Origin of the sequence: Pseudomonas sp. HN8-3, assembly GCF_020790195.1 — a bacterium.
Taxonomy (GTDB): Bacteria; Pseudomonadota; Gammaproteobacteria; order Pseudomonadales; family Pseudomonadaceae; genus Aquipseudomonas; species Aquipseudomonas synxantha_A.
Genome location: NZ_CP086206.1, coordinates 5,090,220 through 5,114,996, shown reverse-complemented (window position 1 = coordinate 5,114,996; position 24,777 = coordinate 5,090,220). Strand labels below are relative to the sequence as shown.

The following is a 24,777-nucleotide window of genomic DNA, read 5'->3' as shown; positions in this document are numbered from 1 at the left end:
CGTCTGTGGACGCTGATGGCGCTGAAACCCCAGTATTCACTGGATTTCAGGCACAAAAAAAGACGTCCGTGGACGTCTTTAGATGATGAAGTGGTGGAGCCGGGGGGATTTGAACCCCCGTCCGCCAGTACTCCGCTGTCGGTACTACATGCGTAGCCGTTTCTATTAAGTTAACCCTCAGCGACCCGAAGGGCAGGGTGCTTTGGGCGAGTTGTGTAAGTTTTAGCCGCTTCGTCCACAACGTACTGCACGGCGATTCTGTTCTATATGACAATCACTTTGGGTTTACAGACATCCCCTGGTGATTGCTGGACCCGAAGGTACCAGAAGCTCAGGGCTAAGGCTGCTTACGCAGCGAGAGCGAATTCCTGGCCGTAGTTTTCGTCATTGGCAACTATAAGAAGTTGCAACAGTGGATTTACGAGTTCTGTTACCAACTCGGCATGCACCTAAAGTTTCGCGACCGGCGTCGAATCCTAAACGGCCCCGTGCTTGTAACTCGTTGTTTCTTAGTGAGTGACAAGCCTGTGCAGTGTACGCCAAAAGCTCAGCGAAGGCCAACCCGAAGGTTGGCCCTATCGCTTACTGGCCGCCTTTGTCGCTGTTCTGCAGGTCTTGCAGGGCCTTGGAGGTGATTTCGATGCACTTCTTCTCATCACCTGCGTCGTGGGCGGCCTTGGCCTGGGAGACGGCGGTGTCTATTTCGCCACTTTTGCCACTGGTATCGGTGGACAGCAGGGCTTTGCCGTTGTTGATTTTGTCCAGGTTGATCTGGCACAGGTCTTTGTCACCGGCAGCGAAGGCGGGGGAGGCGAGCATCGCAGCGGTCATGAACAAGCCAGCAAGAGCGGAACGCTTCATAGGGTGTCTCCTTGCGCAAAAGGGCTCGACGCTGCTGGCGTGCAACCGCTGCCAGCGACATCACTGATGGGCCTCGTTTGTCGAGGCCTATGCAGATGACTGCGCTGGTGCGCCAGGGTTCGGTTTTTTTGCCGGGTCAGTGGGCGCGGGCGCGGGTGACGCGGTCTACCAGGTAGACCAGGCCGTGGTAGTCGATGCCGCCATGCTGGCTCAGGCCGATCTCGCAGGTGCGGCTGGTGGAGATGCCTTCGCTGCAATGTTGCACGGCGTGCTTGAGCGAGCGCAGGGCGTGGGCGTTGAGTTGCGGGGTGGTGAAGCCTTTGTCGCCGGCAAAGCCACAGCAGTGAATGCCTTCGGGGATGACGACGGTTTTTGCACAGCGCCGGGCCAGTTCGATCAGGGCCTGGCTTTCGCCCAGGTGCTGGGTGCTGCACGTGACGTGTACGGCGATGGGGGCTTCCTGCGGCGTGAAGTCGAGGCGGTCCATTAGGTGGGTGCGGATAAAACGTACCGGGTCGTAGAGGTCCAGGCGGGTTTCGCCGAGGTCTTGTACCAGGCGCAGGGTGCAGGGGCTGGTGTCGCAATAGATCGGGTCGAGGCCGCCTCGGCTGGCGTGGAGCAGGGCGCCGATCAGTTCCTGGCGCTTGTGTTCGGCCTGCTCGGCATAGCCTTTGGAGGCGAAGGGCTGGCCGCAGCACAGGTTGTCTTGATTGTCGGGGAATACGACTTGGTAACCGGCTTTTTCCAGGAGGTTGCGGGTTTTGTCGTACAGCGACATCTGTTCTTTATCGCCGGCTGCCGGGCCCATGGCGCGTGAGACACAGGCGGCCAGGTAGACCACCCGCGGGCGCTCATCCATTACAGGCGGGCTGAAGCGAATGGCTTTTTCCGGTTGTGGCACGGCATTGGTCCACTGCGGGATTTGCCCTTTGGACAGTCTGTTCACGGTGGCTGACCACTTCTTCAGGCGCGGGGCACCCAATAACATGCGTGCACCATTGGCGACGTGCAGGGTGAAGCGCGCACCTTGCAGTGCGGTGGCGAAATGGCTGGCGAGCCATTCGGCGGTTTTCGTACGGTCTGCTTCGCGGCTGCGCAGCTTTTTCACCAGGTCGCCGGTATTGATGCCTACAGGGCAGCGTTGGGCGCATAGCCCGGTGGCGGCGCAGGTGTCGATGCCTTGATAGTGGTAGGCCGCTTCCAGTTCAGTGGTGTCTACGCCTGCGCGGCGTTTGGCCTGGATGTCGCGCCAGATCACAATGCGCTGGCGCGGGCTCAGAGTCAGGCCTTTTGAGGGGCACACGGGTTCGCAGAAGCCACACTCGATGCACTTGTCCACAAGCTCATCGGCGGCGGGCAGGGGCTTGAGGTGTTTGAGGTGGATTTGTGGGTCTTCGCTGAGCACCACATCCGGGTTGAGGATGCCGTTGGGGTCGAGCAGGCGCTTGAGTTGCCACATCAATTGATAGGCGTCGCTGCCCCATTCCAGTTCAACGAACGGCGCCATATTGCGACCGGTGCCGTGTTCGGCCTTCAGCGAGCCACCGAACTCCACCGCCACCAGTTGTGCGACGTCGTCCATGAACGCTTGATAGCGTGTGACTTCTTCGCTGCTGTTGAAGCCTTGGGTGAATACAAAGTGCAGATTGCCTTCCAGGGCGTGTCCGAAAAGGATGGCTTCGTCGTAGTGATGTTTGTCGAACAGTTCGATCAGGCGGTTTACGCCGATCGCCAGTTGTTCGACGGGGAAGGTGACGTCCTCGATGATCACGGTGGTGCCGGTTTTGCGCACCGCGCCTACGGCGGGGAAGGTGTCTTTGCGGATTGCCCACAGGCGGGCGTTTTCCACGGGGTCTTCGGTGAAGTCGACCTGTTTTTCTACGGGAAACGCCGCCAGAGAGGCCATGATCAGCGTTAGTTGTTCGTGCAGTAATGACGGCGAGGCCGCGCGGGATTCGATCAGCAGTGCGCAGGCATTTTCCGATAAGTGTTGTACGAATGCGGGCATACCCGGTTTGTCTTGCACCGAGCGCATACTGCGTCGGTCCAGCAGTTCAACGGCTGAAACCGGCTGGGTTTTCAGCACCGTTACTGCGTTGCAGCATGTCTCGACATCCGGGAACACGATCAGCGCCGAGGCTTTGTTCGGGTGATCGATCACCGTGTCGTAGGTGACCGCACTGATAAACCCCAGGGTGCCCTCCGAGCCGACCAGCAGGTGGCTGAGGATATCCAGCGGGTCGTCGAAATCCACCAAGGCGTTGAGTGACAGGCCGGTGGTGTTTTTCAGACGGTATTTGTGGCGAATCTTCGCAGCCAGTTCAGCGTTTGCCCGCGTCTCGCGGCCCAACGTGGCCAGGCGCTCAAGCAGTGCACTGTGGGTTTGGCGGAAGGCTTGCACGCTGGCGGCATCTTCGGTGTCCAGGCGGCTGCCATCGGCCAGTACCAAACGAATGCCTGCCAGGGTGTGATAGGTGTTTTGTGCCGTACCGCAGCACATGCCGCTGGCATTGTTGGCAACGATGCCGCCAATTTTGCAGGCGTTGATCGACGCCGGGTCCGGGCCGATCTTGCGCCCGAACGGCGCGAGCCAGGCGTTGGCCTGGGCGCCGATGACGCCGGGTTGCAGGCGGATCTGTGTGCCTTGCCCGCGAATTTCGCGGTGGTTCCAATTGTCGCCGAGCACGATCAGCACCGAGTCGCTGATCGCCTGGCCGGACAGGCTGGTGCCCGCGGCCCGGAAGGTCACCGGCACGTGATCGCGCTGGGCCAGTTGCAGCAGTGCGACGACTTCGTCTTCTGACTCCACGCGGATCACCAGTTGTGGGATCAATCGGTAGAAGCTGGCGTCGGTGCCGAAGGCGAGGGTGGAAAGTGGATCGTCGAAGCGGCGATCTTGCGGGATCAGTTGTGCGACGTCGCTGAGAAAAGCAGCAGGCAGGCTCATCGGTCCTCCAGAAATAGCAGACGCCGGCATCGTTGTCCGGCGTCGATTCTTACCCTATTACGTGCAGGTCTCAGTGCACCAGCATACCGGTGAACCAGTACGCCTGCGCCAGGGTGATCAGCCCGACGATGGTGGCAAAGAACAGGCTGTGCTTGAGGGTAAAGCGGAACAGATCGGACTCCTTGCCCACCAGGCCCGTGGCTGCGCAGGCCACGGCGATCGATTGCGGCGAGATCATTTTGCCGGTCACGCCGCCGCTGGTGTTGGCCGCTACCAGCAAGGTGTCGTTGACGCCAATCTGGTGGGCGGTGGTGGCTTGCAGCGAGCTGAACAGGGCGTTGGATGAGGTGTCCGAGCCGGTCAGGAAAACCCCCAGCCAGCCGAGGAAGGGCGAGAAGAACGGGAAGGCGGCGCCGGTGCCAGCCAGTACCAGGGCCATTGTCGAGGACATGCCGGAGTAGTTGGTGACGAAGGCGAACGCCAGCACCATGCCGATGGACAGGATCGGCCAGCGCAGCTCAAAGAAAGTCTCTTTTAAAGTGGTAAGACCAGTCTTGATATCAATTTTCAGCACTAGCATCGAGACCAGCGCGGAGAAGAAGATCGCGGTGCCGGTGGCCGAAATCGGGTCCAGCTTGAAGACGGCGGGGATGGCGGTGGGGTTGGTGACGATGGGTGCGACTTTGATCACCAATTGATCCAGGTGGGGGATCGCGAAGTTGAACACCCAGCTGTACATCGAACCGCCCGCGGCGAACATGGCCTTGAAGGGTTTGAGCGTCCAGATGGTGACCAGAACGGTCAGGATCAGGAAGGGCGACCAGGCCTTGAAAATTTGCCCCAGGCTGTAGGGTGAAACCACTGTGCTGCGTGGCAAACCAAAGCCGCCGGCGCTGGAGGTGACCGCTACGCTGGAGGTGGCACCGGCAATCTGCGCGCCTGCGGTGCGCTTGGGTTGCCAGATTTTCAGGAACAGTGTCAGGGAGATCAGGCTGGCGAGTGCCGAGGTAATGTCTGGCAGTTCCGGGCCAATGAAGTTGGAGGTGAAGTACTGGGTGACGGCAAAGCTCAAGCCGGCCACCAAGGCTGCCGGCCAGGTTTCACGCACGCCGCGCAGGCCGTCCATCATGAACACCAGCCAGAAGGGCACGAACAGCGACAGCAGCGGCAGTTGGCGGCCGGTCATGGCGCCGATCTTGAACGCATCGATGCCAGTGACCTGGCCTGCGACGATGATCGGAATGCCCAGTGCGCCGAACGCCACCGGCGCGGTATTGGCAATCAGGCACAGGCCCGCGGCGTACAGGGGGTTGAAGCCCAGGCCCACCAGCAGCGCGGCGGTGATTGCCACGGGTGCGCCGAACCCGGCCGCGCCTTCCAGGAAGGCGCCAAAGCAGAAGCCGATCAGCAGCACCTGCAGGCGTTGGTCATCGGTGATCGACAAGACGGAGCTGCGGATGATCTCGAACTGCCCGCTCTTGACCGTCAGCTTGTAGAGGAACACCGCCGCCACGATGATCCAGGCGATCGGCCACAAGCCATAGGCAAACCCGTAACCGGCCGCTGCCAGGGCCATGTCGACCGGCATCTGGAAGGCGAAGATGGCGACCAGGATCGACAATGCCAGGGTGATGCTGCCGGCCACATGGCCTTTGAGGCGGAATACGGCCAGGGCCAGGAAGAAGAACACGATTGGAATAACGGCGGCCAGTGCGGACAGGCCGAGGCTGCCGAGAGGGCTGTAGAGCTGTTGCCAGGTTTGCATATGGGGTGGCCCCTGATTGTTGTTGTTTGGTCAGCTTGGATAATTGGTAATACCAATTTACAATCGCTGTGGGCTAGATTAAGAGCCTTGGCAGGGTGTGTCAATTTGCCGCTCGTCAAACTTTGGTCTGAGAGTGGGTGTGAGTGTTCTGATCGGGTAAATCGAAGGTGTTCTGATAGGTGCTGCCAGCGCGGCGATAGGCCAGAATAGGGGCCCCGGCGAGTGGTCGGGATGGTGGAGAGTGAGTTATGGGGTTTGATCAGGTGCGTCAGCGCCGTTTGTCTGACGATATTGTCGAGCAGCTTGAGGGCATGATCCTTGAGGGCACGTTGAAGTCGGGCGAGCGCTTGCCGGCCGAACGCGCCTTGGCTGAACAATTTGGTGTGTCGCGCCCTTCATTGCGTGAGGCGATCCAGAAATTGGCGGCCAAGGGGTTGCTGGTCAGTCGGCAGGGCGGCGGCAACTATGTGGTGGATTCCCTGGGTTCGACCTTCAGTGATCCGCTGCTGCATCTGCTGGAAAACAATCCCGAGGCGCAGCGCGACCTTCTGGAGTTTCGCCAGACTCTGGAGGCTTCGTGTGCTTATTACGCGGCATTGCGTGCTACCGAGGTCGACCGTGAGCGATTGACGGCAGCGTTCGAGGCGCTGCAGGACTGCTATGCGCGAGCCGACGAGGTGAGCCGAGTGGAGGAGGGCGCTGCGGATGCAAGGTTTCACTTGGCGATCGCCGAGGCCAGTCATAACGCGGTGCTGCTGCACACCATTCGCGGGTTGTTCGACCTGCTCAAGCGCAACGTGGTGACCAATATTGGCGGTATGTATCAGCAGCGCACCGAGACCCGCGACATGCTGATCAGTCAGCACCGGGACTTGTACCTGGCGATTATCGAGGGGCGGGCCGAGCAGGCGCGCGACGTTTCAACACGTCACCTGTTGTACGTGCAGGAAGTGTTGGAGGAAGTGCGGCAGGAGGTTCAGCGGGTAGCGCGGGCGGAGCGACGTAAGGGCATGTAGCCACGGGGGGTGCCCGCGGCTACATCATTACAAGGGTTAGTCTTCCTTGCCCTTGTTGCGCACGGCGCGATGCAGTTCGCGATTGGAGTCGCGCTCGCGTTCGGTGTCGCGCTTGTCGTATTCCTTCTTGCCCTTGCCCAGTGCGATTTCGCACTTGACCAGGTGCTTGCTCCAGTACCACGACAGGCAGACGCACGCGTAGCCTTTTTGCTGCACGGCCGCGGCGAGCTTTTCGAGTTCGCGGGCATTGAGCAACAGCTTGCGCGTGCGCACCGGGTCGGCAATCACGTGGGTGCTCGCGGTGGTCAGCGGGGTAATATGACTGCCGAGCAGCCACGCCTCGCCATCCTTGAGCAGCACATAGCTGTCGACCAGCTGCAGTTTGCTGGCACGCAGACTTTTTACTTCCCAGCCGGCCAGGACCAGACCAGCCTCGAACCGATGTTCGATGAAGTAATCGTGTCGCGCCTTTTTATTTTGCGCGATGGTCCCTGTGGGGTGTTTCTTTTGTTTAGCCATAGGGGCGGCATTATAGGGAGTTGCGAGCGTGTCGGCTACGGTCAACCTGCGTGCTTGAGCGTGTTGGACGAATCCCGGACAATACGGGCAGTTCTTTGGTTTTTTTCTCTCGCGGATCGGGCTGTACTTTCGCGACGTTTGCCTTAAGCAGTGGAAGTAACGCTCACATGACGACGCATATTCAACGTTCGGCCCTGCTGCCCTATCCGGCACAGGCGCTCTATGACCTGGTCAACGACGTGGCGCGTTACCCGGAATTCCTGCCTTGGTGTTCGACTGCCGAGGTGTTGGAGAGCAGTGATGAGCACATGGTCGCCAGTGTTGGTGTGGCCAAGGGTGGCCTCAGCCAGCATTTTGTTACGCGCAATGTGCTGGTGCCGGGCAAATCCATTGAAATGAATTTGCAGGAAGGGCCGTTCACCCAGCTGCACGGCGTGTGGGTGTTCAAGGCGCTGACGGATAAGGCCTGCAAGATCAGCCTGGATCTTTCATTTGATTACGCTGGCCCCATTGTGCGGGCGACTTTGGGGCCACTGTTCAATCAGGCCGCAAATACCTTGGTGGACGCTTTCTGTCAGCGAGCCAAGCAATTGCATGGTTGATATTGAAGTGGTGTATGCCGACGTGGATCGCCAGGTTCTGCTGGCGGTGGCGATACCGGTGGGCACAAGCCTGAGGGCGGCAGTGCTGGCGTCGGGCATTGCAGAGCATTTTCCGCAGTTGGCGTTGGCGGACTGCCCGTTGGGTATCTTCGGTAAGGTGGTGCCGGACGCTGATGTGCGTGCCGTGCAGGCGGGAGATCGGATCGAGATCTACCGGCCATTGCTGGCAGACCCCAAGGAAATACGCAGGCTGCGTGCGGCCAAGGCGGCGATGCTCAAGCGACAGAACGCCTAGGCTTGCCAACCGGCAGGCAACAAAAAGCCCGGCATGCCGGGCTTTTTATCGAGCGTCGCAAAATTATTGCGGGCTGGTGTCCAGAGGCTGTGGTGTCGGGACGGGTACAGTTTCGACACCGTCGACGTCTTTCTGGATCTGGTCCAGCAAGGAGCCTGGCTTGGCCGGCACCTCGGATTTCGGCTTTTCGGCTTCCTGCGCAGGTGCGGTCACGTTGGTGCCGCTGTCCTTGCCCAGCAAGGCTTCATCGCGGCTCACGCCGGGCATGAAGTCACCGGACAGGCTCACGAGCTGGTCATTGCCATTGAAGATGACACTGACGCGCTCCTGTTGGCGTTCACCGCCACCGGGCTGCAGGCTGTAGAGATAATCCCAGCGATCGGCATGGAATGTGTCGGTCAGCAGGGGGTTACCCATGATAAACCGTACTTGCCGTCGGGTCATTCCCGGGCGTAACTGGTCTATCATGTCCTGCGTGACGACATTGCCCTGCTGGATGTCGATTTTGTAAACCCCGGGGAATGAACAACCGGCGAGTGCGAGCAGTCCCACAAAGGTGAAACTGGTTAGCAAGAGCTTGGTGTTTTGCATCGGTGGGCGACTTCCACTATCTTGGCTGGGACAACGTAAACGCCGATCATACCCGTATTAAGAGAAGCTGCGAAGCAGCATCCGCGAGAAAGCTAACCATGGTTGAAAATAGCGAACTACGCAAAGCCGGTCTCAAAGTGACTCTGCCACGAGTCAAGATTCTACAAATGCTCGATTCTGCTGAGCAACGCCACATGAGTGCCGAGGATGTTTACAAGGCGCTGATGGAGTCTAACGAGGACGTCGGCCTGGCCACGGTTTACCGTGTACTGACCCAGTTTGAAGCCGCAGGGCTGGTGGTTCGCCATAATTTCGACGGCGGTCATGCAGTATTCGAACTGGCTGACGGTGGTCACCATGACCACATGGTTGATCTGGATACCAATGAGGTTATCGAGTTCACCAGCCCTGAAATCGAAGCGCTGCAGCATAAGATTGCTGAGGAGCACGGTTTCGATTTGGTTGACCATAATCTGGTGCTGTACATCCGTAAGAAAAAGTAAAAATCGACGCAGTTTTGCTCTGCGAAACGATTGAAGGCGACCCTAGGGTCGCCTTCGTGCTTTCTATAAAGAGGAAAAGTACCCGTTCAAGCCTTCGCGGCCACGACCATTTTTTTCGCGTGAGCCAGCGACTCCTTGGTCAGGTCGATACCGCCGAGCATCCGCGCAACTTCTTCTACCCGTTCGGACTTGTTCAGCTTGGAGACGGCCGTGTGCGTCGCGTCGCTGCCGCGCACCTTGTGCACAAATAGATGTTGATGGCCCTGAGCGGCCACTTGCGGCAAGTGAGTCACCGTGAGTACCTGGCCGCGATCTCCCAGGCGACGCAACAACTGGCCAACAATCTCTGCGGTTGGCCCGCCGATGCCAACGTCTACTTCATCGAATACCAGCGTTGGTACCCGCGAGGTCTGGGCGGTGATCACCTGGATCGCCAGGCTGATCCGCGACAGCTCGCCGCCTGAGGCCACTTTGGCCAGGGCCTTGAGTGGCTGACCCGGGTTGGCGCTGACCAGCAGTTCTACCTGCTCCAGCCCATGGGGCTGCAGTTCGTGGCTGGCGTTGGCGCGCAGTTCGATGGTGAAGCGCCCGCCCGGCATACCCAGGCGCTGGATTTCCTGCTCGACGGCGCTGGCCAGGCTGGTGGCGGCCTGTTGGCGCAGGTCGCTCAGCTCCTGGGCCTTTTCCTGATAATGGCGGGCAAACGAAGCGAGTTCCTCGCCCAGTCGCTCGATGGACTCGTCGTTGGCGTTCAGTGTGTCGATTTCATCCAGCAGCTTCTGTTGCATGGCAGCCAGTTCAGTGGGCTGGATTCGATGCTTGCGCGCCAGGGTATAGATGGTGTCCAGGCGCTCTTCTATTTCCTGCAGGCGTGCCGGATCGGCATCGAAGTGGTCCAGGAAGCGGTTGAGTTCACCGACGGCTTCTTCAACCTGGATCTGTGCGCTGGTGAGCAGGGTAGTGGCCTCATTCAACGAGCCGGAAGCATTGTTCACGCTGGACAGGCGATTGAGGCTGGCTGTCAGTGCGTTGAGCACATTGCCCGAGTCGCTCTCGCTGCATTGCTCGACGACCTGGCGGCAGATACCCAGCAAGGTCTCTGCATTGGTCAGGTTCTTGTGTTCCTGCTCAAGCTGCTCCAGTTCGGTCTCGCCCAGGCCCAGGCTTTCAAGCTCTTCGAGTTGATAGCTGAGCAGTTGGTGGCGGGCGCGTTGTTCATCGCCGGAGTTGGAGAGGCGTTCCAGTTCCTGGCGTGTCTGGCGCCAGCGTTGGGCGGCCAGTTGAACCTGGCGGGCAAGGTCGGTGGCGCCGGCGTATTCGTCGAGCAGTCGGCGGTGAGTATCGGTTTTGAGCAGGGACTGGTGTTCATGCTGGCTGTGGATATCGATCAGCAGCTCACCTAGGGCTTTCAAGTCGCCAAGTGGGCACGGCGTGCCGTTGATATAGCCGCGGGAGCGACCTTCGGCAGTGATCACCCGGCGCAGAATGCACGGGCCTTCATTGTTCAGGTCGCGCTCGACCAGCCATGCTTCGGCCTCGGGAATGTCGGCCAGGTCAAAGGTGGCCAGGATATCGGCTTTGTCGGAGCCTGGGCGTACCACGCCACTGTCGGCGCGGTCGCCGAGGGTCAGGCCGAGGGCGTCGAGCATGATCGACTTGCCGGCGCCGGTTTCGCCTGTGATTACGCTCATCCCGCGATCCAGTTCGAGATCCAGATGTTCAACGATTGCGTAGTTATGTACAGACAGGTGCACGAGCATGACGGCCGCTCCCAGGCTTGAGGTCTGGTTATTTATACAGTGTTTTGTTTGTGGCTGACAATCCTGGCGCTTAGCTCGATTTGCTTGATCAACAGCTTTTTTTAGCGCGATGAGGAATGTAGGAGCAGGAAATGATCCGAGTCATGCGAAAGACTTTTGGTAACGCCCGCGCCCTTGAACCTGGAAATTGTGGCCCCATATACCGGAACAGAAGCGCGAGTCGATATCGCGCATGATTTTGAAAGGAGAAATCTATGGCTGACGAACAGATGCAGGATACGCAAACTCCAGACGCCAATGCGGCTGCCGGTGATGAGCTGGCCACCCGCGTGCAAGTGCTCGAAGAGCAATTGTCCGCTGCGCAGGATCAATCGTTGCGTGTTGCCGCCGATCTGCAGAACGTCCGCCGCCGTGCCGAGCAGGACGTAGAAAAGGCTCACAAATTCGCGCTGGAAAAATTCGCTGGCGATCTGCTGCCGATCATCGACAGTCTTGAACGTGGTCTTGAGTTGTCTGACCCGGCCGACGAAAACATCCGCCCAATGCGTGAAGGTATCGAGCTGACGCTGAAAATGTTCCAGGACACCCTGAAGCGTTATCAGCTGGAAGCGATCGATCCGCAAGGCGGCGAGCCGTTCAATGCTGAGCATCACCAGGCCATGGCCATGCAGGAAAGCCACGATCTGGAGCCTAACAGCGTGATGAAGGTGTTCCAGAAGGGTTACCAGCTCAATGGTCGCTTGATGCGCCCGGCAATGGTGGTGGTGAGCAAGGCTCCTGCACCCGCTGCACCTTCTATTGATGAGCAGGCTTGAAATCCGCCGCGAGGCCCCCATCTATAAGTCAAGCGTTTAAGTGCTACCGCAGTTAGCCACAACTGCTGCGGCAACCAAATTCAAAGTTCGGGAGAGTAAATCATGGGCAAAATTATCGGTATTGACCTGGGGACCACCAACTCCTGCGTCTCCGTGCTGGAAAACGGCGTTGCAAAAGTTATCGAAAACGCCGAAGGCGCACGTACCACTCCGTCGATCATCGCTTACGCCAACGACGGTGAAATCCTCGTGGGTCAGTCGGCCAAGCGTCAGGCTGTGACCAACCCGCATAACACCCTGTATGCGGTAAAGCGTTTGATCGGTCGTAAGTTCGACGAAGAAGTCGTACAGAAAGACATCAAGATGGTCCCTTACAAAATCGCCAAGGCCGACAACGGTGACGCCTGGGTTGAAGTAAACGGCCAGAAAATGTCGCCGCCGCAAATTTCGGCTGAAATCTTGAAAAAGATGAAGAAAACCGCCGAAGACTACCTCGGTGAAGCAGTGACTGAAGCGGTGATCACCGTTCCGGCCTACTTCAACGACAGCCAGCGCCAGGCAACCAAAGACGCCGGCCGCATCGCGGGTCTGGACGTAAAACGTATCATCAACGAGCCAACCGCAGCCGCTCTGGCTTACGGCATGGACAAGGCCAAGGGCGACCACACTGTGATCGTCTACGACCTGGGTGGCGGTACTTTTGACGTGTCCGTGATCGAGATCGCAGAAGTTGACGGCGAGCACCAGTTCGAAGTGTTGGCCACCAACGGCGACACCTTCCTGGGTGGTGAAGACTTTGACATCCGTCTGATCGACTACCTCGTAGACGAATTCAAGAAAGAAAGCGGCATGAACCTCAAGGGTGACCCGCTGGCCATGCAGCGCCTGAAAGAAGCCGCTGAAAAGGCCAAGATCGAGCTGTCTTCCGCTCAGTCGACCGACGTCAACCTGCCGTACATCACTGCAGACGCTACCGGTCCTAAGCACTTGAACGTGAAAATCTCGCGCTCCAAGCTCGAAGCTCTGGTTGAAGACCTGGTTCAGCGCACCATCGAGCCTTGCCGTATTGCACTGAAAGACTCCGGTATCGACGTTGGCTCGATCAACGACGTGATCCTGGTCGGCGGTCAGACCCGTATGCCGCTGGTGCAGAAGCTGGTAACCGAGTTCTTCGGCAAAGAAGCACGTAAAGACGTGAACCCGGACGAAGCTGTTGCCATGGGTGCTGCCATCCAGGGTGCGGTATTGGCCGGTGACGTAAAAGACGTATTGCTGCTGGACGTGAGCCCGCTGACCCTGGGTATCGAAACCATGGGTGGCGTGATGACTGCGCTGATCGAGAAAAACACCACGATTCCTACCAAGAAATCCCAGGTGTTCTCGACTGCCGATGACAACCAGGGCGCCGTGACCATTCACGTGCTGCAAGGTGAGCGCAAGCAAGCCGCGCAGAACAAGTCCCTGGGCAAGTTCGACCTGGCTGAGATTCCACCAGCACCACGTGGCGTGCCACAAATCGAAGTGACCTTCGACATCGACGCCAACGGCATCCTGCACGTCGGCGCGAAAGACAAGGCAACCGGCAAAGAGCAGAAGATCACCATCAAGGCCAACTCCGGTCTGTCTGATGAAGAAATTCAACAGATGATTCGTGATGCTGAAGCCAACGCTGATGCGGATGCCAAGTTTGCTGAACTGGCTGGCGCCCGTAACCAGGGTGATGCGCTGGTTCACTCGACTCGCAAGATGATCGCTGATGCTGGCGACAAAGTGACCGAAGAAGAGAAAACCGCAATCGAAGCGGCCTTGGTTGCACTGGAAGCCGCCATCAAAGGCGACGACAAGGCTGCCATCGAAGCCAAGATCGAGGAGCTGTCGAAAGTCTCCGCACCGATCGCTCAGAAAATGTACGCCGAACAAGGCCAGCCGGCTGACGGTGCTGCGCAGCAGGCAGAGCCAGAAGCCAAGCACGACGATGTTGTCGATGCCGAGTTCGAAGAAGTCAAAGAAGACCAGAAGAAGTAACTTGGTCGCCCGGTTGACCGCTCACAAGCGGTGACTGGTAGGATGTCGCCGCGCGGGAGCTTGCTCCCGCGTTGGCGTGTCTGGGGTATGCGAATTTTTACAGCATGCGACAACGCTCGGATGCTGGCGGTGTGATCGGGAATGCTCCTGCTTTCCGAATGGCATTCACCGCGTTTTTGGCCGGGTCCCTGGCTGAAAGCAGTAATGACCAGGATCGTTGAATTGACGTGAGTTGGGTCCGGGCCTGTATTGGGACTCAACGAGTTTGGCAGGGTTCAGGAGGGCCAGGCCGAACGTCCTTAAGAGTGCAAAGACTTATGGCAAAGCGTGACTATTACGAAGTATTGGGTGTGGAGCGCGGGGCCAGCGAGGCGGACCTGAAGAAGGCCTACCGTCGCTTGGCGATGAAGCACCACCCCGACCGTAATCCGGATAACAAAGAATCCGAAGAGATGTTCAAAGAGGCCAATGAGGCCTACGAATGCCTGTGTGATCCCAATAAGCGTGCGGCCTACGACCAGTACGGTCATGCCGGCGTCGACCCGAGCATGGGTGGTGGTGGCGCTGGTTTCGGCGGTCAGAACTTCTCCGATATTTTCGGCGACGTGTTCAGCGATTTCTTCGGCGGTGGCCGTGGCGGTCAACGTGGCGGCGCGCAGCGTGGCAGTGACTTGCGCTACACGCTGGAGTTGAATCTGGAAGAAGCCGTGCGCGGTACCAGCGTCAATATTCGCGTGCCGACGCTGGTCAACTGCAAGCCGTGCGACGGTTCGGGTGCCAAGAAAGGCTCCTCGCCGATCACGTGCCCGACCTGTGGTGGTATTGGTCAGGTGCGCATGCAGCAGGGCTTCTTCTCGGTGCAGCAAACCTGCCCGCGTTGCCATGGCCAGGGCAAGATCATTTCCGATCCGTGCGATTCCTGCCACGGTGAAGGTCGTGTTGAAGAGTACAAGACCCTCTCGGTGAAAGTGCCGGCGGGTGTGGATACCGGCGATCGTATTCGCCTGTCGGGCGAAGGCGAGGCGGGTACCCAGGGCGGTCCGACTGGCGACCTGTACGTGGTGATCAATGTGCGTGAGCACTCGATCTTCCAGCGCGATGGCAAACACCTGTTCTGCGAAGTGCCGATCAGCTTTGTCGATGCGGCCCTGGGCGGTGAGTTGGAGATTCCGACCCTTGATGGTCGAGTCAAACTCAAGATTCCCGAGGGGACACAGACTGGCAAGCAGTTCCGCATCCGTGGCAAAGGCGTTGCGCCAGTGCGCGGTGGCGGTGCGGGCGACCTGATGTGTCGTGTGGCGGTGGAAACCCCGGTCAACCTGGGCCGTCGTCAGCGCGAACTGCTCGAAGAGTTCCGCAGCTCGCTGGAAGGCGATGACTCCCATTCGCCGAAAACCACTGGCTTCTTCGATGGCGTGAAACGCTTCTTCGGCGACCTGTAAGGACGTGAATATGCGACGTATAGCCGTAATGGGCGCTGCCGGGCGCATGGGCAAGACGCTGGTCGAGGCGGTGCAGCAACGCTCGCCGGCCTCCGGGCTGACGGCGGCGATTGTTCGCCCCGGCAGCACGTTGATCGGTGCGGATGCCGGTGAGTTGGCGTCGTTGGGCCGCATCGGTGTCTCGTTGACGGGCAGCCTTGAGCAGGTGGCTGACGAGTTCGACGTGCTCATCGATTTCACCTTGCCTGACGTGATGCTGAAAAGCCTGGCCTTCTGCCGCAAGGCAGGCAAGGCCATGGTGATCGGTACGACTGGTTTGAGTGCTGAGCAGAAGCAGTTGCTGGTGGAGGCTGGCAAGGATATTCCGATCGTCTTTGCTGCCAACTTCAGCGTTGGCGTGAACCTGTCGCTGAAATTGTTGGACCTGGCAGCGCGTGTGCTGGGTGACGAAGCCGATATCGAGATTATCGAGACTCATCACCGCCACAAGATCGATGCGCCGTCGGGCACTGCGTTGCGCATGGGTGAAGCTATCGCTGATGCGCTGGGCCGCGATCTATCGAAAGTGGCGGTATACGGGCGTGAAGGCCATACCGGTGAGCGCGCGCGCGACACCATCGGCTTTGCGACCGTGCGCGGTGGTGATGTGGTTGGCGATCACACGGTGTTGTTCGCCACCGAAGGCGAGCGCCTGGAGATCACGCACAAGGCTTCAAGCCGCATGACGTTCGCCAAGGGCGCAGTGCGAGCTGCACTCTGGTTGGAAGGCCGCGAGCCGGGCCTGTATGACATGCGCGACGTGCTGGATCTGCACTAATCAGTAGCTTAAATGGGGCCTCGGGATTATCCTGAGGCCCCGTTTTTACCCGCTAAGCGACGTCCTGTCGCATTCTCCTGCCTTTAAGGCTCATTAGCGGTGGACCCAAAAAGCCTTTTTCTGTAAGCTACAGCTTTAGTGTGTCCACTAAAAGCGCGCAGAATAATTCGATGAAGAAGCGGGGTGACGTGTCCATACGTCACTCCGCTTTTTTACAACCTGCGATCGCCCTTTCAGGCTTTATTTACGGGAGGTCTTCTTGACTAAGCCAGCCATACTCGCCCTTGCTGATGGCAGCATTTTTCGCGGCGAAGCCATTGGAGCCGACGGTCAAACCGTTGGAGAGGTGGTGTTCAACACCGCCATGACCGGCTATCAGGAAATCCTTACCGATCCTTCCTACGCCCAACAGATCGTTACCCTGACCTATCCGCACATCGGCAACACCGGTACTACACCGGAAGATGTCGAGTCTGATCGTGTCTGGTCGGCCGGTCTGGTGATTCGTGACCTGCCACTGGTTGCGAGCAACTGGCGTAACACGATGTCGCTGTCCGATTACCTGAAAGCCAACAATGTTGTGGCGATCGCCGGTATCGATACGCGCCGCCTCACGCGCATCCTGCGTGAAAAAGGCTCGCAGAATGGCTGCATCATGGTCGGTGACAATATTTCCGACGAGGCGGCGATTGCCGCAGCACAAGGCTTCCCTGGCCTGAAAGGCATGGACCTGGCGAAAGTCGTCAGCGTCAAAGAGAAGTACGAGTGGCGTTCCACTGTGTGGGATCTGAAGACCGACAGCCACGCGACTATCGAGGCTGCCGATCTGCCTTACCACGTGGTCGCCTATGACTACGGCGTCAAGTACAACATCCTGCGCATGTTGGTCGAGCGTGGCTGCCGCGTGACCGTGGTGCCCGCGCAAACACCTGCCAGCGATGTGCTCGCGATGCAGCCGGACGGCGTGTTCCTGTCCAACGGCCCGGGTGACCCCGAGCCATGCGACTACGCTATCCAGGCCATCAAGGACGTGCTGGAAACCGACATTCCGGTGTTCGGTATCTGCCTTGGTCACCAGCTGCTGGCTTTGGCCTCCGGCGCCAAGACCCTGAAAATGGGCCACGGCCACCACGGTGCCAACCACCCGGTACAAGACCTGGACACCGGCGTTGTGATGATCACCAGCCAGAACCACGGTTTTGCGGTGGATGAAGCCAGCTTGCCGAGTAATGTGCGCGCCATTCACAAGTCGCTGTTTGACGGTTCCCTGCAGGGCATCGAACGCACCGACAAGAGCGCGTTTAGCTTCCAGGGCCACCCTGAAGCCAGCCCGGGCCCGAACGACGTAGCGCCGCTGTTCGACCGTTTCATCAATGAGATGGCCAAGCGACGCTGACTGAGTGCTCTGCGGGCGGCCCCGAACCACGGTGGCCCCCGCAGGCTCTTCAAGGATTGTTCTAGACGGCTTGCCGACTGACCTGCGGATTTGAGTGACAAACCCATGCCAAAACGTACAGACATAAAAAGCATCCTGATTCTCGGCGCTGGCCCGATCGTGATCGGCCAGGCCTGCGAATTCGACTACTCCGGCGCCCAGGCCTGTAAGGCCCTGCGTGAGGAGGGCTACCGCGTCATCCTGGTGAACTCCAACCCGGCCACCATCATGACCGACCCGGCCATGGCCGACGCGACGTACATCGAGCCGATCAAATGGCAGACCGTTGCCAAGATCATCGAGAAAGAGCGTCCGGACGCGCTGCTGCCAACCATGGGCGGCCAGACTGCATTGAACTGCGCCCTGGACCTGGAGCGCGAAGGCGTCCTGGAAAAGTTCGGCGTAGAGATGATCGGCGCCAATGCCGACACCATCGACAAGGCTGAAGACCGTTCGCGTTTCGACAAGGCCATGAAGTCCATCGGCCTGGCGTGCCCGCGTTCCGGTATCGCCCACAGCATGGAAGAAGCCAATGCGGTCCTTGAGACCCTGGGCTTCCCGTGCATTATCCGTCCGTCCTTCACCATGGGCGGCACCGGTGGCGGCATTGCCTACAACCGTGAAGAGTTCGAAGAAATCTGCGCGCGTGGCCTGGACCTGTCGCCGACCAAAGAGCTGCTGATCGACGAATCGCTGATCGGTTGGAAAGAATACGAGATGGAGGTGGTCCGCGATAAAAAGGACAACTGCATCATCGTCTGCTCCATCGAAAACTTCGATCCGATGGGCGTGCACACCGGTGACTCGATCACCGTAGCTCCGGCGCAGACCCTGACCGACAAGGAATACCAGATCCTGCGTAACGCCTCCCTGGCGGTACTGCGCGAGATCGGCGTTGAAACCGGCGGTTCCAACGTTCAGTTCGGCATCTGCCCGGACACCGGCCGCATGGTCGTGATCGAGATGAACCCGCGTGTATCGCGTTCTTCGGCGCTGGCCTCGAAAGCTACTGGCTTCCCGATTGCGCGTATCGCTGCCAAGCTGGCTATCGGCTACACCTTGGACGAACTGCAAAACGAAATCACCGGCGGCGCTATGCCGGCGTCTTTCGAGCCGTCTATCGACTACGTTGTGACCAAGCTGCCACGCTTTGCCTTCGAGAAGTTCGCCAAGGCTGATGCACGCCTGACCACCCAGATGAAGTCGGTCGGCGAAGTCATGGCGATCGGCCGCACGTTCCAGGAATCCCTGCAGAAAGCCCTGCGCGGCCTGGAAGTCGGTGTTTGCGGCCTGGACGAGAAGCTCGACCTGAGCAATCCGGAAAGCATGAGCATCCTCAAGCGCGAGCTGACCGTGCCGGGTGCCGAGCGTATCTGGTACGTGGCTGACGCCTTCCGTGCCGGCCTGAGCGTCGAAGATATCTTCGGCATGAACATGATCGATCCGTGGTTCCTGGTGCAGATCGAAGATCTGATCAAGGAAGAAGAGAAGGTCAAGACTCTGGGCCTGTCGTCTATCGACCGCGACCTGATGTTCCGCCTCAAGCGCAAAGGCTTCTCCGACCAGCGTCTGGCCAAGCTGCTGGGTGTGACCGAGAAGAACCTGCGTACTCATCGCCACAAGTTGGATATCTTTCCGGTCTACAAGCGCGTTGACACCTGCGCCGCAGAGTTCGCCACCGACACTGCCTACATGTACTCCACCTATGAGGAAGAGTGCGAAGCCGCGCCGTCGGATCGCGACAAGATCATCATCCTGGGCGGCGGTCCGAACCGTATCGGCCAGGGTATCGAGTTCGACTATTGCTGCGTACACGCCGCCCTCGCCCTGCGCGAAGACGGGTACGAGACCATCATGGTCAACTGCAACCCGGAAACCGTTTCCACTGACTACGACACTTCCGACCGTCTGTACTTCGAGCCGGTAACGCTGGAAGACGTATTGGAAATCTGCCGCGTCGAGAAGCCTAAAGGCGTGATCGTCCAATACGGCGGCCAGACCCCGCTGAAACTGGCGCGTGCCCTGGAAGCTGCCGGCGTGCCGATCATCGGTACCAGCCCGGACGCTATCGACCGTGCCGAAGACCGTGAGCGCTTCCAGCAGATGGTTGAGCGCCTGAACCTGCGTCAGCCGCCAAACGCTACCGTGCGCAGCGAAGACGAAGCCATCCGTGCAGCCAGCAAGATCGGCTACCCGCTGGTGGTGCGCCCGTCCTACGTACTGGGCGGTCGCGCGATGGAAATCGTCTACGAAGAAGACGAACTCAAGCGCTACCTGCGTGATGCGGTGAAAGTGTCCAACGACAGCCCGGTGCTGCTGGACCACTTCCTCAACTGCGCCATCGAAATGGACGTGGATGCGGTATGCGACGGTACTGACGTAGTGATCGGCGCGATCATGCAGCACATCGAGCAGGCCGGCGTTCACTCCGGTGACTCCGCGTGCTCGCTGCCGCCGTACTCGCTGCCGGCGCACATCCAGGACGAGATGCGCGAACAGGTCAAGAAAATGGCCCTCGAGCTGGGTGTGGTCGGCCTGATGAACGTTCAGTTGGCGCTGCAAGGCGAAGACATCTACGTCATTGAAGTCAACCCGCGTGCCTCGCGTACCGTGCCGTTTGTATCCAAGTGCATCGGTGTGTCCCTGGCCATGATCGCTGCCCGTGTGATGGCCGGTAAGACCTTGAAGGAAATCGGCTTTACCAAGGAAATCATTCCCAACTTCTACAGCGTGAAAGAGGCGGTGTTCCCATTCGCCAAATTCCCTGGTGTGGACCCGATCCTGGGCCCAGAGATGAAGTCCACCGGTGAAGTGATGGGCGTGGGCGATACCTTCGGTGAAGCGTTCGCCAAGGCCCAGATGGGTGCCAGCGAAGTGCTGCCGACCGGCGGTACTGCATTTATCAGCGTGCGTGATGACGACAAGCCACTGGTTGCGGGCGTGGCCCGTGATCTGATCAACTTGGGCTTTGAAGTTGTCGCGACTGCCGGGACCGCCAAGCTGATCGAGGCTGCGGGCTTGAAAGTACGTCGCGTGAACAAGGTGACGGAAGGCCGTCCGCATGTGGTCGACATGATCAAGAATGACGAAGTCACGCTGATCATCAACACCACCGAAGGTCGTCAGTCGATCGCGGATTCCTACTCCATTCGTCGTAATGCCTTGCAGCACAAGATCTACTGCACCACCACTATTGCTGCTGGCGAAGCTATCTGCGAAGCGCTCAAGTTCGGTCCGGAAAAGACCGTGCGTCGCTTGCAGGATCTACACGCAGGATTGAAGGCATGATCAAATACCCAATGACCGTCCAGGGCGCCAAGGCCCTGGAAGAGGAACACGCCCATCTGACCAAGGTCGTACGTCCGAAGCTGAGCCAGGACATCGGTACGGCCCGCGAGCTGGGTGACTTGAAGGAAAACGCCGAATACCACGCTGCTCGCGAGCAGCAGGGTATGGTCGAGGCGCGGATTCGTGATATCGAGGGCCGCATGCAGAATGCGGTGATCATCGACGTCACGACCATCCCGCATACCGGCAAGGTGATTTTCGGCACGACCGTGGAAATCGCCAACGTCGAGACTGACGAAAGCGTGACTTACCAGATCGTGGGTGAGGATGAGGCTGATTTCAAGCAAGGCAAGATCTCTGTCGGCTCGCCGATCGCTCGCGCCTTGATTGCCAAGGAAGAGGGCGACGTCGTTGCCGTGAAAACGCCGAGCGGCGTCATTGAGTACGAGATTGTCGAAGTCCGCCACATCTGAAAGACGGCGCCCGCTACGTGCGGGCGCCATGCTTTGGCAGCTCTCTCAGATGCTTTGGGTGGGCGGCCTGTGGCTGTTGCATATGGGTGTATTACCGGTGCTGGGCCTTATTGGTCTGGCACCGTTGCTGATCGATGAGATCGACAAATTGCTGAGCGCGCTGCTGGTGGGTTTTGCGGCGGCGTGTGTGTTGCTCCAGGCGTTAGTGCTGGTCAAGGCTGAGGGCTTTGAGAGTTTATGGCGGGACATTCGCGGGCAACTGCTGTTGATGTCGCTGTATGCGTGCGCGATGTTTTGCGTGGTGTATATTTGGCTGCCGCAAGCGTTGCGCTGGCAGTTATTCAGCTATCTTGTGCTAGGGTTTTCCGGTTTGGTGCTGGTCATGCAGCCGGCGCCGGGGTGGAGTGGCAGGGCGCGCGAAGCACGCCCGTGACCCTTTTCATCATTTGAAGCGATGAACGTTCGACAGTTGCTTGTTGACGCTGAAGTTCTTGCGATACAGCAGCGCCATCTTGCCGATGACCTGAACCAGGTCCGCTTTGCCCACCTTGCACAGTTCTGCAACGGCGGCCAAACGCGCTTCGCGATCAAGGATATTGACCTTGATCTTGATCAGTTCGTGATCGTTCAGTGCGCGTTCAAATTCGGCTAAAACACCTTCAGTCAACCCGTTGTCTGCCACAATCAGAACTGGTTTCAGATGGTGGCCAATGGATTTGTACTGTTTCTTCTGCTCTTGAGTGAGCGGCATAATCTGACCCCTGCGTCTGATCTTGTAAAAAGCGGCGGCCAGTTTACCCGAGCGAGTCCGGGACCGCCCAGTTAATCACGACCCGTTTTATTTTTCGAGGTGGCCCGTGGCCCGTTCCAAAACCAGCCTTAAGTGGCTACAAGAACATTTCAATGATCCTTACGTCAAAAAGGCGCAAAAGGACGGCTACCGTTCCCGGGCCAGCTACAAGCTGCTGGAGATCCAGGACAAGGATAAGCTGATCCGTCCAGGTATGAGCGTTATCGATCTCGGCGCGGCCCCCGGTGGCTGGTCCCAGGTGACCAGTCGTCTGATTGGTGGGCAAGGCCGATTGATCGCTTCCGACATCCTCGAGATGGACAGCATCCCGGATGTGACCTTTGTTCACGGCGACTTTACCGAAGACAAGGTATTGGCCGAGATCCTGGAGGCTGTGGGAAATTCGCAGGTAGACCTTGTGATTTCCGACATGGCCCCCAATATGAGTGGATTACCGGCTGTTGATATGCCGCGTGCCATGTTCCTGTGTGAGCTGGCGCTGGATTTGGCAGGTCGGGTGTTGCGTCCGGGTGGCGATTTCCTGGTGAAGGTCTTCCAGGGCGAAGGTTTCGACGAGTACCACAAGAACATTCGCAAGTTGTTCGACAAGGTGCAGACCCGTAAACCGGACTCTTCCCGTGACCGGTCCAGGGAGCAGTATCTGCTGTGCCGTGGCTACCGCGGTGTTGAAGGCGCAGCGAGCGAAGAGCGTTTTTGAGAAATTCGAGGAGGGCGATAGGTTTTTTTATATCGCTTTCGTCACGAAGCTTTACGAATATTGTGTAGTCAAAGTTTCACAAAGGGTTACAGACGGCGCCTGCCAGAGTTGTAGGTAATGTAGTAAGTTAGGCCGGTGAATATCATGCGAAGCGCGCGCCAGTAGCGGAGCTTGCTTCAGAGGGTAGTTAATTGAACGATATGGCAAAGAATCTGATCCTGTGGTTGATCATCGCGGCTGTCCTGGTGACGGTGATGAACAACTTCTCCAGCCCTAACGAGCCGCAGACCCTCAACTATTCCGACTTCATCCAGCAAGTTAAGGATGGCAAGGTCGAGCGCGTAGCGGTTGATGGCTACGTGATTACCGGTAAGCGCAACGACGGCGACAGCTTCAAGACCATTCGTCCGGCAATCCAGGACAACGGTCTGATCGGTGACCTGGTGGATAACCACGTGGTTGTCGAAGGCAAGCAGCCTGAACAGCAAAGCATCTGGACTCAGCTCCTGGTGGCAAGCTTCCCGATCCTGGTGATTATCGCCGTGTTCATGTTCTTCATGCGCCAGATGCAAGGTGGTGCGGGAGGCAAGGGCGGGCCGATGAGCTTTGGCAAGAGCAAGGCACGCCTGCTCTCCGAGGACCAGGTCAAGACTACCCTGGCTGACGTTGCAGGTTGCGACGAAGCCAAGGAAGAAGTGGGTGAGTTGGTCGAGTTCCTGCGTGATCCGGGCAAGTTCCAGCGCCTGGGTGGTCGTATTCCTCGCGGCGTGTTGATGGTAGGTCCACCAGGTACCGGTAAAACCTTGCTGGCCAAGGCGATTGCCGGCGAAGCCAAGGTGCCTTTCTTCACTATTTCCGGTTCTGACTTCGTCGAGATGTTCGTCGGTGTGGGCGCCAGCCGTGTTCGCGATATGTTCGAACAGGCCAAGAAGCATGCGCCGTGCATCATCTTCATCGATGAGATCGATGCCGTTGGTCGCCATCGTGGCGCTGGCATGGGGGGTGGTCATGATGAACGTGAGCAGACCCTCAACCAGTTGCTGGTAGAGATGGATGGTTTCGAGATGAATGACGGCATTATCGTCATCGCCGCGACCAACCGTCCGGACGTACTGGACCCGGCGTTGCTGCGCCCGGGCCGTTTCGACCGTCAGGTCGTGGTTGGCCTGCCGGATATCCGCGGTCGTGAACAGATTTTGAAAGTACACATGCGCAAGGTGCCAATGGGTGACGACGTGGCTCCGGCTGTGATTGCCCGTGGTACGCCTGGCTTCTCCGGTGCCGACCTGGCCAACCTGGTCAACGAGGCTTCGTTGTTTGCTGCCCGTACCGGCAAGCGCATTGTTGAAATGAAAGAGTTCGAATTGGCAAAAGACAAGATCATGATGGGCGCTGAACGCAAATCCATGGTCATGTCCGAGAAAGAGAAGCAGAACACGGCTTATCACGAAGCCGGTCACGCCATTGTTGGTCGCGTTGTGCCTGAGCATGACCCGGTCTACAAGGTGTCGATCATTCCTCGTGGCCGTGCGCTGGGTGTGACGATGTTCCTGCCGGAAGAGGATCGCTACAGCCTCTCCAAGCGTGCATTGATCAGCCAGATCTGTTCGCTGTATGGCGGGCGGATTGCCGAGGAGATGACCCTGGGCTTCGATGGCGTCACCACAGGTGCTTCCAATGACATCATGCGTGCCAGCCAGATTGCACGAAATATGGTGACCAAGTGGGGCTTGTCGGAAAAACTCGGTCCTTTGATGTATGCAGAGGAAGAGGGTGAGGTGTTCCTCGGTCGTGGTGGTGGCGGTCAAAGTGCCAGCTTCTCCGGTGAGACTGCCAAGCTGATCGACTCCGAAGTTCGCAGCATCATTGACCAGTGTTATGGCACGGCCAAGCAGATCCTCACCGATAACCGCGACAAGCTTGATGCCATGGCTGATGCGCTGATGAAGTACGAGACCATTGATGCCGATCAGATCGATGACATCATGGCTGGTCGTACACCGCGTGAGCCTCGCGATTGGGAAGGTGGTTCAGGTACTTCGGGTACCCCACCCGTCGTTCAGAACGAACGCCCTGAGACCCCGATCGGCGGCCCGGCAGCTGACCACTAAGGTT

Annotated in this window: 21 protein-coding genes and 1 other RNA gene; 14 read left to right on the top strand and 8 right to left on the bottom strand. The window is 58.6% G+C overall.

Annotated features, from left to right (window positions below; translation table 11 throughout):
• Positions 1-91: 91 nt before the first annotated feature.
• From ssrA to LJX92_RS22710, 4 genes are all read right to left on the bottom strand, one after another.
• Positions 92-488, bottom strand: a transfer-messenger RNA (tmRNA) gene (gene ssrA, locus LJX92_RS22725).
• 94 nt (positions 489-582) lie between these two features.
• Positions 583-861 (bottom strand): hypothetical protein, encoded by a 279-nt coding sequence (locus tag LJX92_RS22720; protein WP_228308976.1) that lies wholly within the window; start codon positions 859-861, stop codon positions 583-585.
• A 136-nt stretch (positions 862-997) separates the two neighbouring features.
• Entirely contained in the window at positions 998-3,808 is a 2,811-nt protein-coding gene (locus LJX92_RS22715; protein ID WP_228308975.1) for an FAD-binding and (Fe-S)-binding domain-containing protein, read from the bottom strand.
• A 70-nt stretch (positions 3,809-3,878) separates the two neighbouring features.
• Positions 3,879-5,573 carry a lactate permease LctP family transporter gene (locus LJX92_RS22710; protein ID WP_032879436.1) on the bottom strand — a complete coding sequence of 565 codons (1,695 nt, stop codon included), beginning with the start codon at positions 5,571-5,573 and terminating at the stop codon, positions 3,879-3,881.
• Between the two features lie 248 nt (positions 5,574-5,821).
• Here LJX92_RS22710 and LJX92_RS22705 point away from each other — a divergent pair, with 248 nt between their 5' ends.
• Complete coding sequence (locus LJX92_RS22705) at positions 5,822-6,589, top strand: GntR family transcriptional regulator (RefSeq protein ID WP_005791515.1); 768 nt, start codon at positions 5,822-5,824, stop codon at positions 6,587-6,589.
• Positions 6,590-6,625: 36 nt separating this feature from the next.
• Here the strand turns inward: LJX92_RS22705 and smpB are convergent, their stop codons facing one another.
• Positions 6,626-7,108 carry an SsrA-binding protein SmpB gene (gene smpB / locus LJX92_RS22700; protein WP_005791513.1) on the bottom strand — a complete coding sequence of 161 codons (483 nt, stop codon included), beginning with the start codon at positions 7,106-7,108 and terminating at the stop codon, positions 6,626-6,628.
• A gap of 167 nt (positions 7,109-7,275) precedes the next feature.
• On the opposite strand from smpB, the gene LJX92_RS22695 reads away from it, so the two are divergent.
• Positions 7,276-7,710: a type II toxin-antitoxin system RatA family toxin gene (locus tag LJX92_RS22695; protein WP_005791512.1), complete on the top strand. Its 435-nt coding sequence runs from the start codon at positions 7,276-7,278 to the stop codon at positions 7,708-7,710.
• Positions 7,703-8,005 (top strand): RnfH family protein, encoded by a 303-nt coding sequence (locus LJX92_RS22690; RefSeq protein WP_078822325.1) that lies wholly within the window; start codon positions 7,703-7,705, stop codon positions 8,003-8,005. Before LJX92_RS22695 ends, LJX92_RS22690 begins: the two co-directional genes overlap by 8 nt.
• A 63-nt stretch (positions 8,006-8,068) precedes the next feature.
• Here the strand turns inward: LJX92_RS22690 and LJX92_RS22685 are convergent, their stop codons facing one another.
• On the bottom strand, positions 8,069-8,596 hold the full coding sequence (locus tag LJX92_RS22685; RefSeq protein ID WP_005791510.1) for an outer membrane protein assembly factor BamE: 528 nt from the start codon (positions 8,594-8,596) through the stop codon (positions 8,069-8,071).
• Positions 8,597-8,694: 98 nt separating this feature from the next.
• Between LJX92_RS22685 and fur the strand changes: the two genes are divergently transcribed.
• The gene (fur, locus tag LJX92_RS22680; protein ID WP_003194220.1) at positions 8,695-9,099 is read left to right on the top strand and encodes a ferric iron uptake transcriptional regulator; all 405 of its coding nucleotides are present in this window, start codon (positions 8,695-8,697) and stop codon (positions 9,097-9,099) included.
• A gap of 86 nt (positions 9,100-9,185) precedes the next feature.
• On the opposite strand, the gene recN is transcribed toward fur, so the two are convergent.
• Positions 9,186-10,859: a DNA repair protein RecN gene (gene recN / locus LJX92_RS22675; RefSeq protein WP_032879439.1), complete on the bottom strand. Its 1,674-nt coding sequence runs from the start codon at positions 10,857-10,859 to the stop codon at positions 9,186-9,188.
• A gap of 254 nt (positions 10,860-11,113) precedes the next feature.
• Here recN and grpE point away from each other — a divergent pair, with 254 nt between their 5' ends.
• From grpE to LJX92_RS22635, 8 genes are all read left to right on the top strand, one after another.
• Complete coding sequence (gene grpE, locus LJX92_RS22670; protein WP_194439227.1) at positions 11,114-11,674, top strand: nucleotide exchange factor GrpE; 561 nt, start codon at positions 11,114-11,116, stop codon at positions 11,672-11,674.
• Between the two features lie 102 nt (positions 11,675-11,776).
• Complete coding sequence (dnaK, locus tag LJX92_RS22665) at positions 11,777-13,699, top strand: molecular chaperone DnaK (RefSeq protein ID WP_228308974.1); 1,923 nt, start codon at positions 11,777-11,779, stop codon at positions 13,697-13,699.
• A gap of 317 nt (positions 13,700-14,016) precedes the next feature.
• Positions 14,017-15,141 carry a molecular chaperone DnaJ gene (gene dnaJ, locus LJX92_RS22660; RefSeq protein ID WP_005791501.1) on the top strand — a complete coding sequence of 375 codons (1,125 nt, stop codon included), beginning with the start codon at positions 14,017-14,019 and terminating at the stop codon, positions 15,139-15,141.
• A 10-nt stretch (positions 15,142-15,151) separates the two neighbouring features.
• Entirely contained in the window at positions 15,152-15,958 is an 807-nt protein-coding gene (gene dapB / locus LJX92_RS22655; RefSeq protein WP_228308973.1) for a 4-hydroxy-tetrahydrodipicolinate reductase, read from the top strand.
• 259 nt (positions 15,959-16,217) lie between these two features.
• A complete protein-coding gene (carA, locus tag LJX92_RS22650; protein WP_005791498.1) occupies positions 16,218-17,354 on the top strand; it encodes a glutamine-hydrolyzing carbamoyl-phosphate synthase small subunit in 1,137 nt (378 codons plus the stop codon).
• Between the two features lie 105 nt (positions 17,355-17,459).
• Positions 17,460-20,681 carry a carbamoyl-phosphate synthase large subunit gene (gene carB / locus LJX92_RS22645; protein ID WP_005791497.1) on the top strand — a complete coding sequence of 1,074 codons (3,222 nt, stop codon included), beginning with the start codon at positions 17,460-17,462 and terminating at the stop codon, positions 20,679-20,681.
• Positions 20,678-21,154, top strand: a complete 477-nt coding sequence (greA, locus tag LJX92_RS22640; RefSeq protein ID WP_005791494.1) for a transcription elongation factor GreA — start codon at positions 20,678-20,680, stop codon at positions 21,152-21,154. Before carB ends, greA begins: the two co-directional genes overlap by 4 nt.
• A gap of 28 nt (positions 21,155-21,182) precedes the next feature.
• Positions 21,183-21,587: a hypothetical protein gene (locus tag LJX92_RS22635; RefSeq protein WP_005791492.1), complete on the top strand. Its 405-nt coding sequence runs from the start codon at positions 21,183-21,185 to the stop codon at positions 21,585-21,587.
• 9 nt (positions 21,588-21,596) lie between these two features.
• Here the strand turns inward: LJX92_RS22635 and LJX92_RS22630 are convergent, their stop codons facing one another.
• Complete coding sequence (locus LJX92_RS22630) at positions 21,597-21,905, bottom strand: YhbY family RNA-binding protein (RefSeq protein WP_003176146.1); 309 nt, start codon at positions 21,903-21,905, stop codon at positions 21,597-21,599.
• A 106-nt stretch (positions 21,906-22,011) separates the two neighbouring features.
• Here LJX92_RS22630 and rlmE point away from each other — a divergent pair, with 106 nt between their 5' ends.
• Together rlmE and ftsH are read left to right on the top strand one after the other, a co-directional pair.
• Positions 22,012-22,662, top strand: a complete 651-nt coding sequence (rlmE, locus tag LJX92_RS22625; protein WP_003194199.1) for a 23S rRNA (uridine(2552)-2'-O)-methyltransferase RlmE — start codon at positions 22,012-22,014, stop codon at positions 22,660-22,662.
• Positions 22,663-22,862: 200 nt separating this feature from the next.
• Positions 22,863-24,773: an ATP-dependent zinc metalloprotease FtsH gene (ftsH, locus tag LJX92_RS22620; RefSeq protein ID WP_032803717.1), complete on the top strand. Its 1,911-nt coding sequence runs from the start codon at positions 22,863-22,865 to the stop codon at positions 24,771-24,773.
• Positions 24,774-24,777: the final 4 nt, after the last annotated feature.

What these genes read in the sequence shown, in the direction of transcription:
- smpB (WP_005791513.1), bottom strand. Translation starts at nt 7,108, where the DNA reads ATGGCTAAACAAAAGAAACACCCCACAGGGACCATCGCGCAAAATAAA.
- greA (WP_005791494.1), top strand. Translation starts at nt 20,678, where the DNA reads ATGATCAAATACCCAATGACCGTCCAGGGCGCCAAGGCCCTGGAAGAG.
- LJX92_RS22720 (WP_228308976.1), bottom strand. Translation starts at nt 861, where the DNA reads ATGAAGCGTTCCGCTCTTGCTGGCTTGTTCATGACCGCTGCGATGCTC.
- LJX92_RS22705 (WP_005791515.1), top strand. Translation starts at nt 5,822, where the DNA reads ATGGGGTTTGATCAGGTGCGTCAGCGCCGTTTGTCTGACGATATTGTC.
- ftsH (WP_032803717.1), top strand. Translation starts at nt 22,863, where the DNA reads ATGGCAAAGAATCTGATCCTGTGGTTGATCATCGCGGCTGTCCTGGTG.
- LJX92_RS22690 (WP_078822325.1), top strand. Translation starts at nt 7,703, where the DNA reads ATGGTTGATATTGAAGTGGTGTATGCCGACGTGGATCGCCAGGTTCTG.
- LJX92_RS22715 (WP_228308975.1), bottom strand. Translation starts at nt 3,808, where the DNA reads ATGAGCCTGCCTGCTGCTTTTCTCAGCGACGTCGCACAACTGATCCCG.
- grpE (WP_194439227.1), top strand. Translation starts at nt 11,114, where the DNA reads ATGGCTGACGAACAGATGCAGGATACGCAAACTCCAGACGCCAATGCG.
- dapB (WP_228308973.1), top strand. Translation starts at nt 15,152, where the DNA reads ATGCGACGTATAGCCGTAATGGGCGCTGCCGGGCGCATGGGCAAGACG.
- LJX92_RS22695 (WP_005791512.1), top strand. Translation starts at nt 7,276, where the DNA reads ATGACGACGCATATTCAACGTTCGGCCCTGCTGCCCTATCCGGCACAG.
- LJX92_RS22630 (WP_003176146.1), bottom strand. Translation starts at nt 21,905, where the DNA reads ATGCCGCTCACTCAAGAGCAGAAGAAACAGTACAAATCCATTGGCCAC.
- dnaJ (WP_005791501.1), top strand. Translation starts at nt 14,017, where the DNA reads ATGGCAAAGCGTGACTATTACGAAGTATTGGGTGTGGAGCGCGGGGCC.
- fur (WP_003194220.1), top strand. Translation starts at nt 8,695, where the DNA reads ATGGTTGAAAATAGCGAACTACGCAAAGCCGGTCTCAAAGTGACTCTG.
- recN (WP_032879439.1), bottom strand. Translation starts at nt 10,859, where the DNA reads ATGCTCGTGCACCTGTCTGTACATAACTACGCAATCGTTGAACATCTG.
- dnaK (WP_228308974.1), top strand. Translation starts at nt 11,777, where the DNA reads ATGGGCAAAATTATCGGTATTGACCTGGGGACCACCAACTCCTGCGTC.
- carB (WP_005791497.1), top strand. Translation starts at nt 17,460, where the DNA reads ATGCCAAAACGTACAGACATAAAAAGCATCCTGATTCTCGGCGCTGGC.
- LJX92_RS22710 (WP_032879436.1), bottom strand. Translation starts at nt 5,573, where the DNA reads ATGCAAACCTGGCAACAGCTCTACAGCCCTCTCGGCAGCCTCGGCCTG.
- LJX92_RS22635 (WP_005791492.1), top strand. Translation starts at nt 21,183, where the DNA reads ATGCTTTGGCAGCTCTCTCAGATGCTTTGGGTGGGCGGCCTGTGGCTG.
- LJX92_RS22685 (WP_005791510.1), bottom strand. Translation starts at nt 8,596, where the DNA reads ATGCAAAACACCAAGCTCTTGCTAACCAGTTTCACCTTTGTGGGACTG.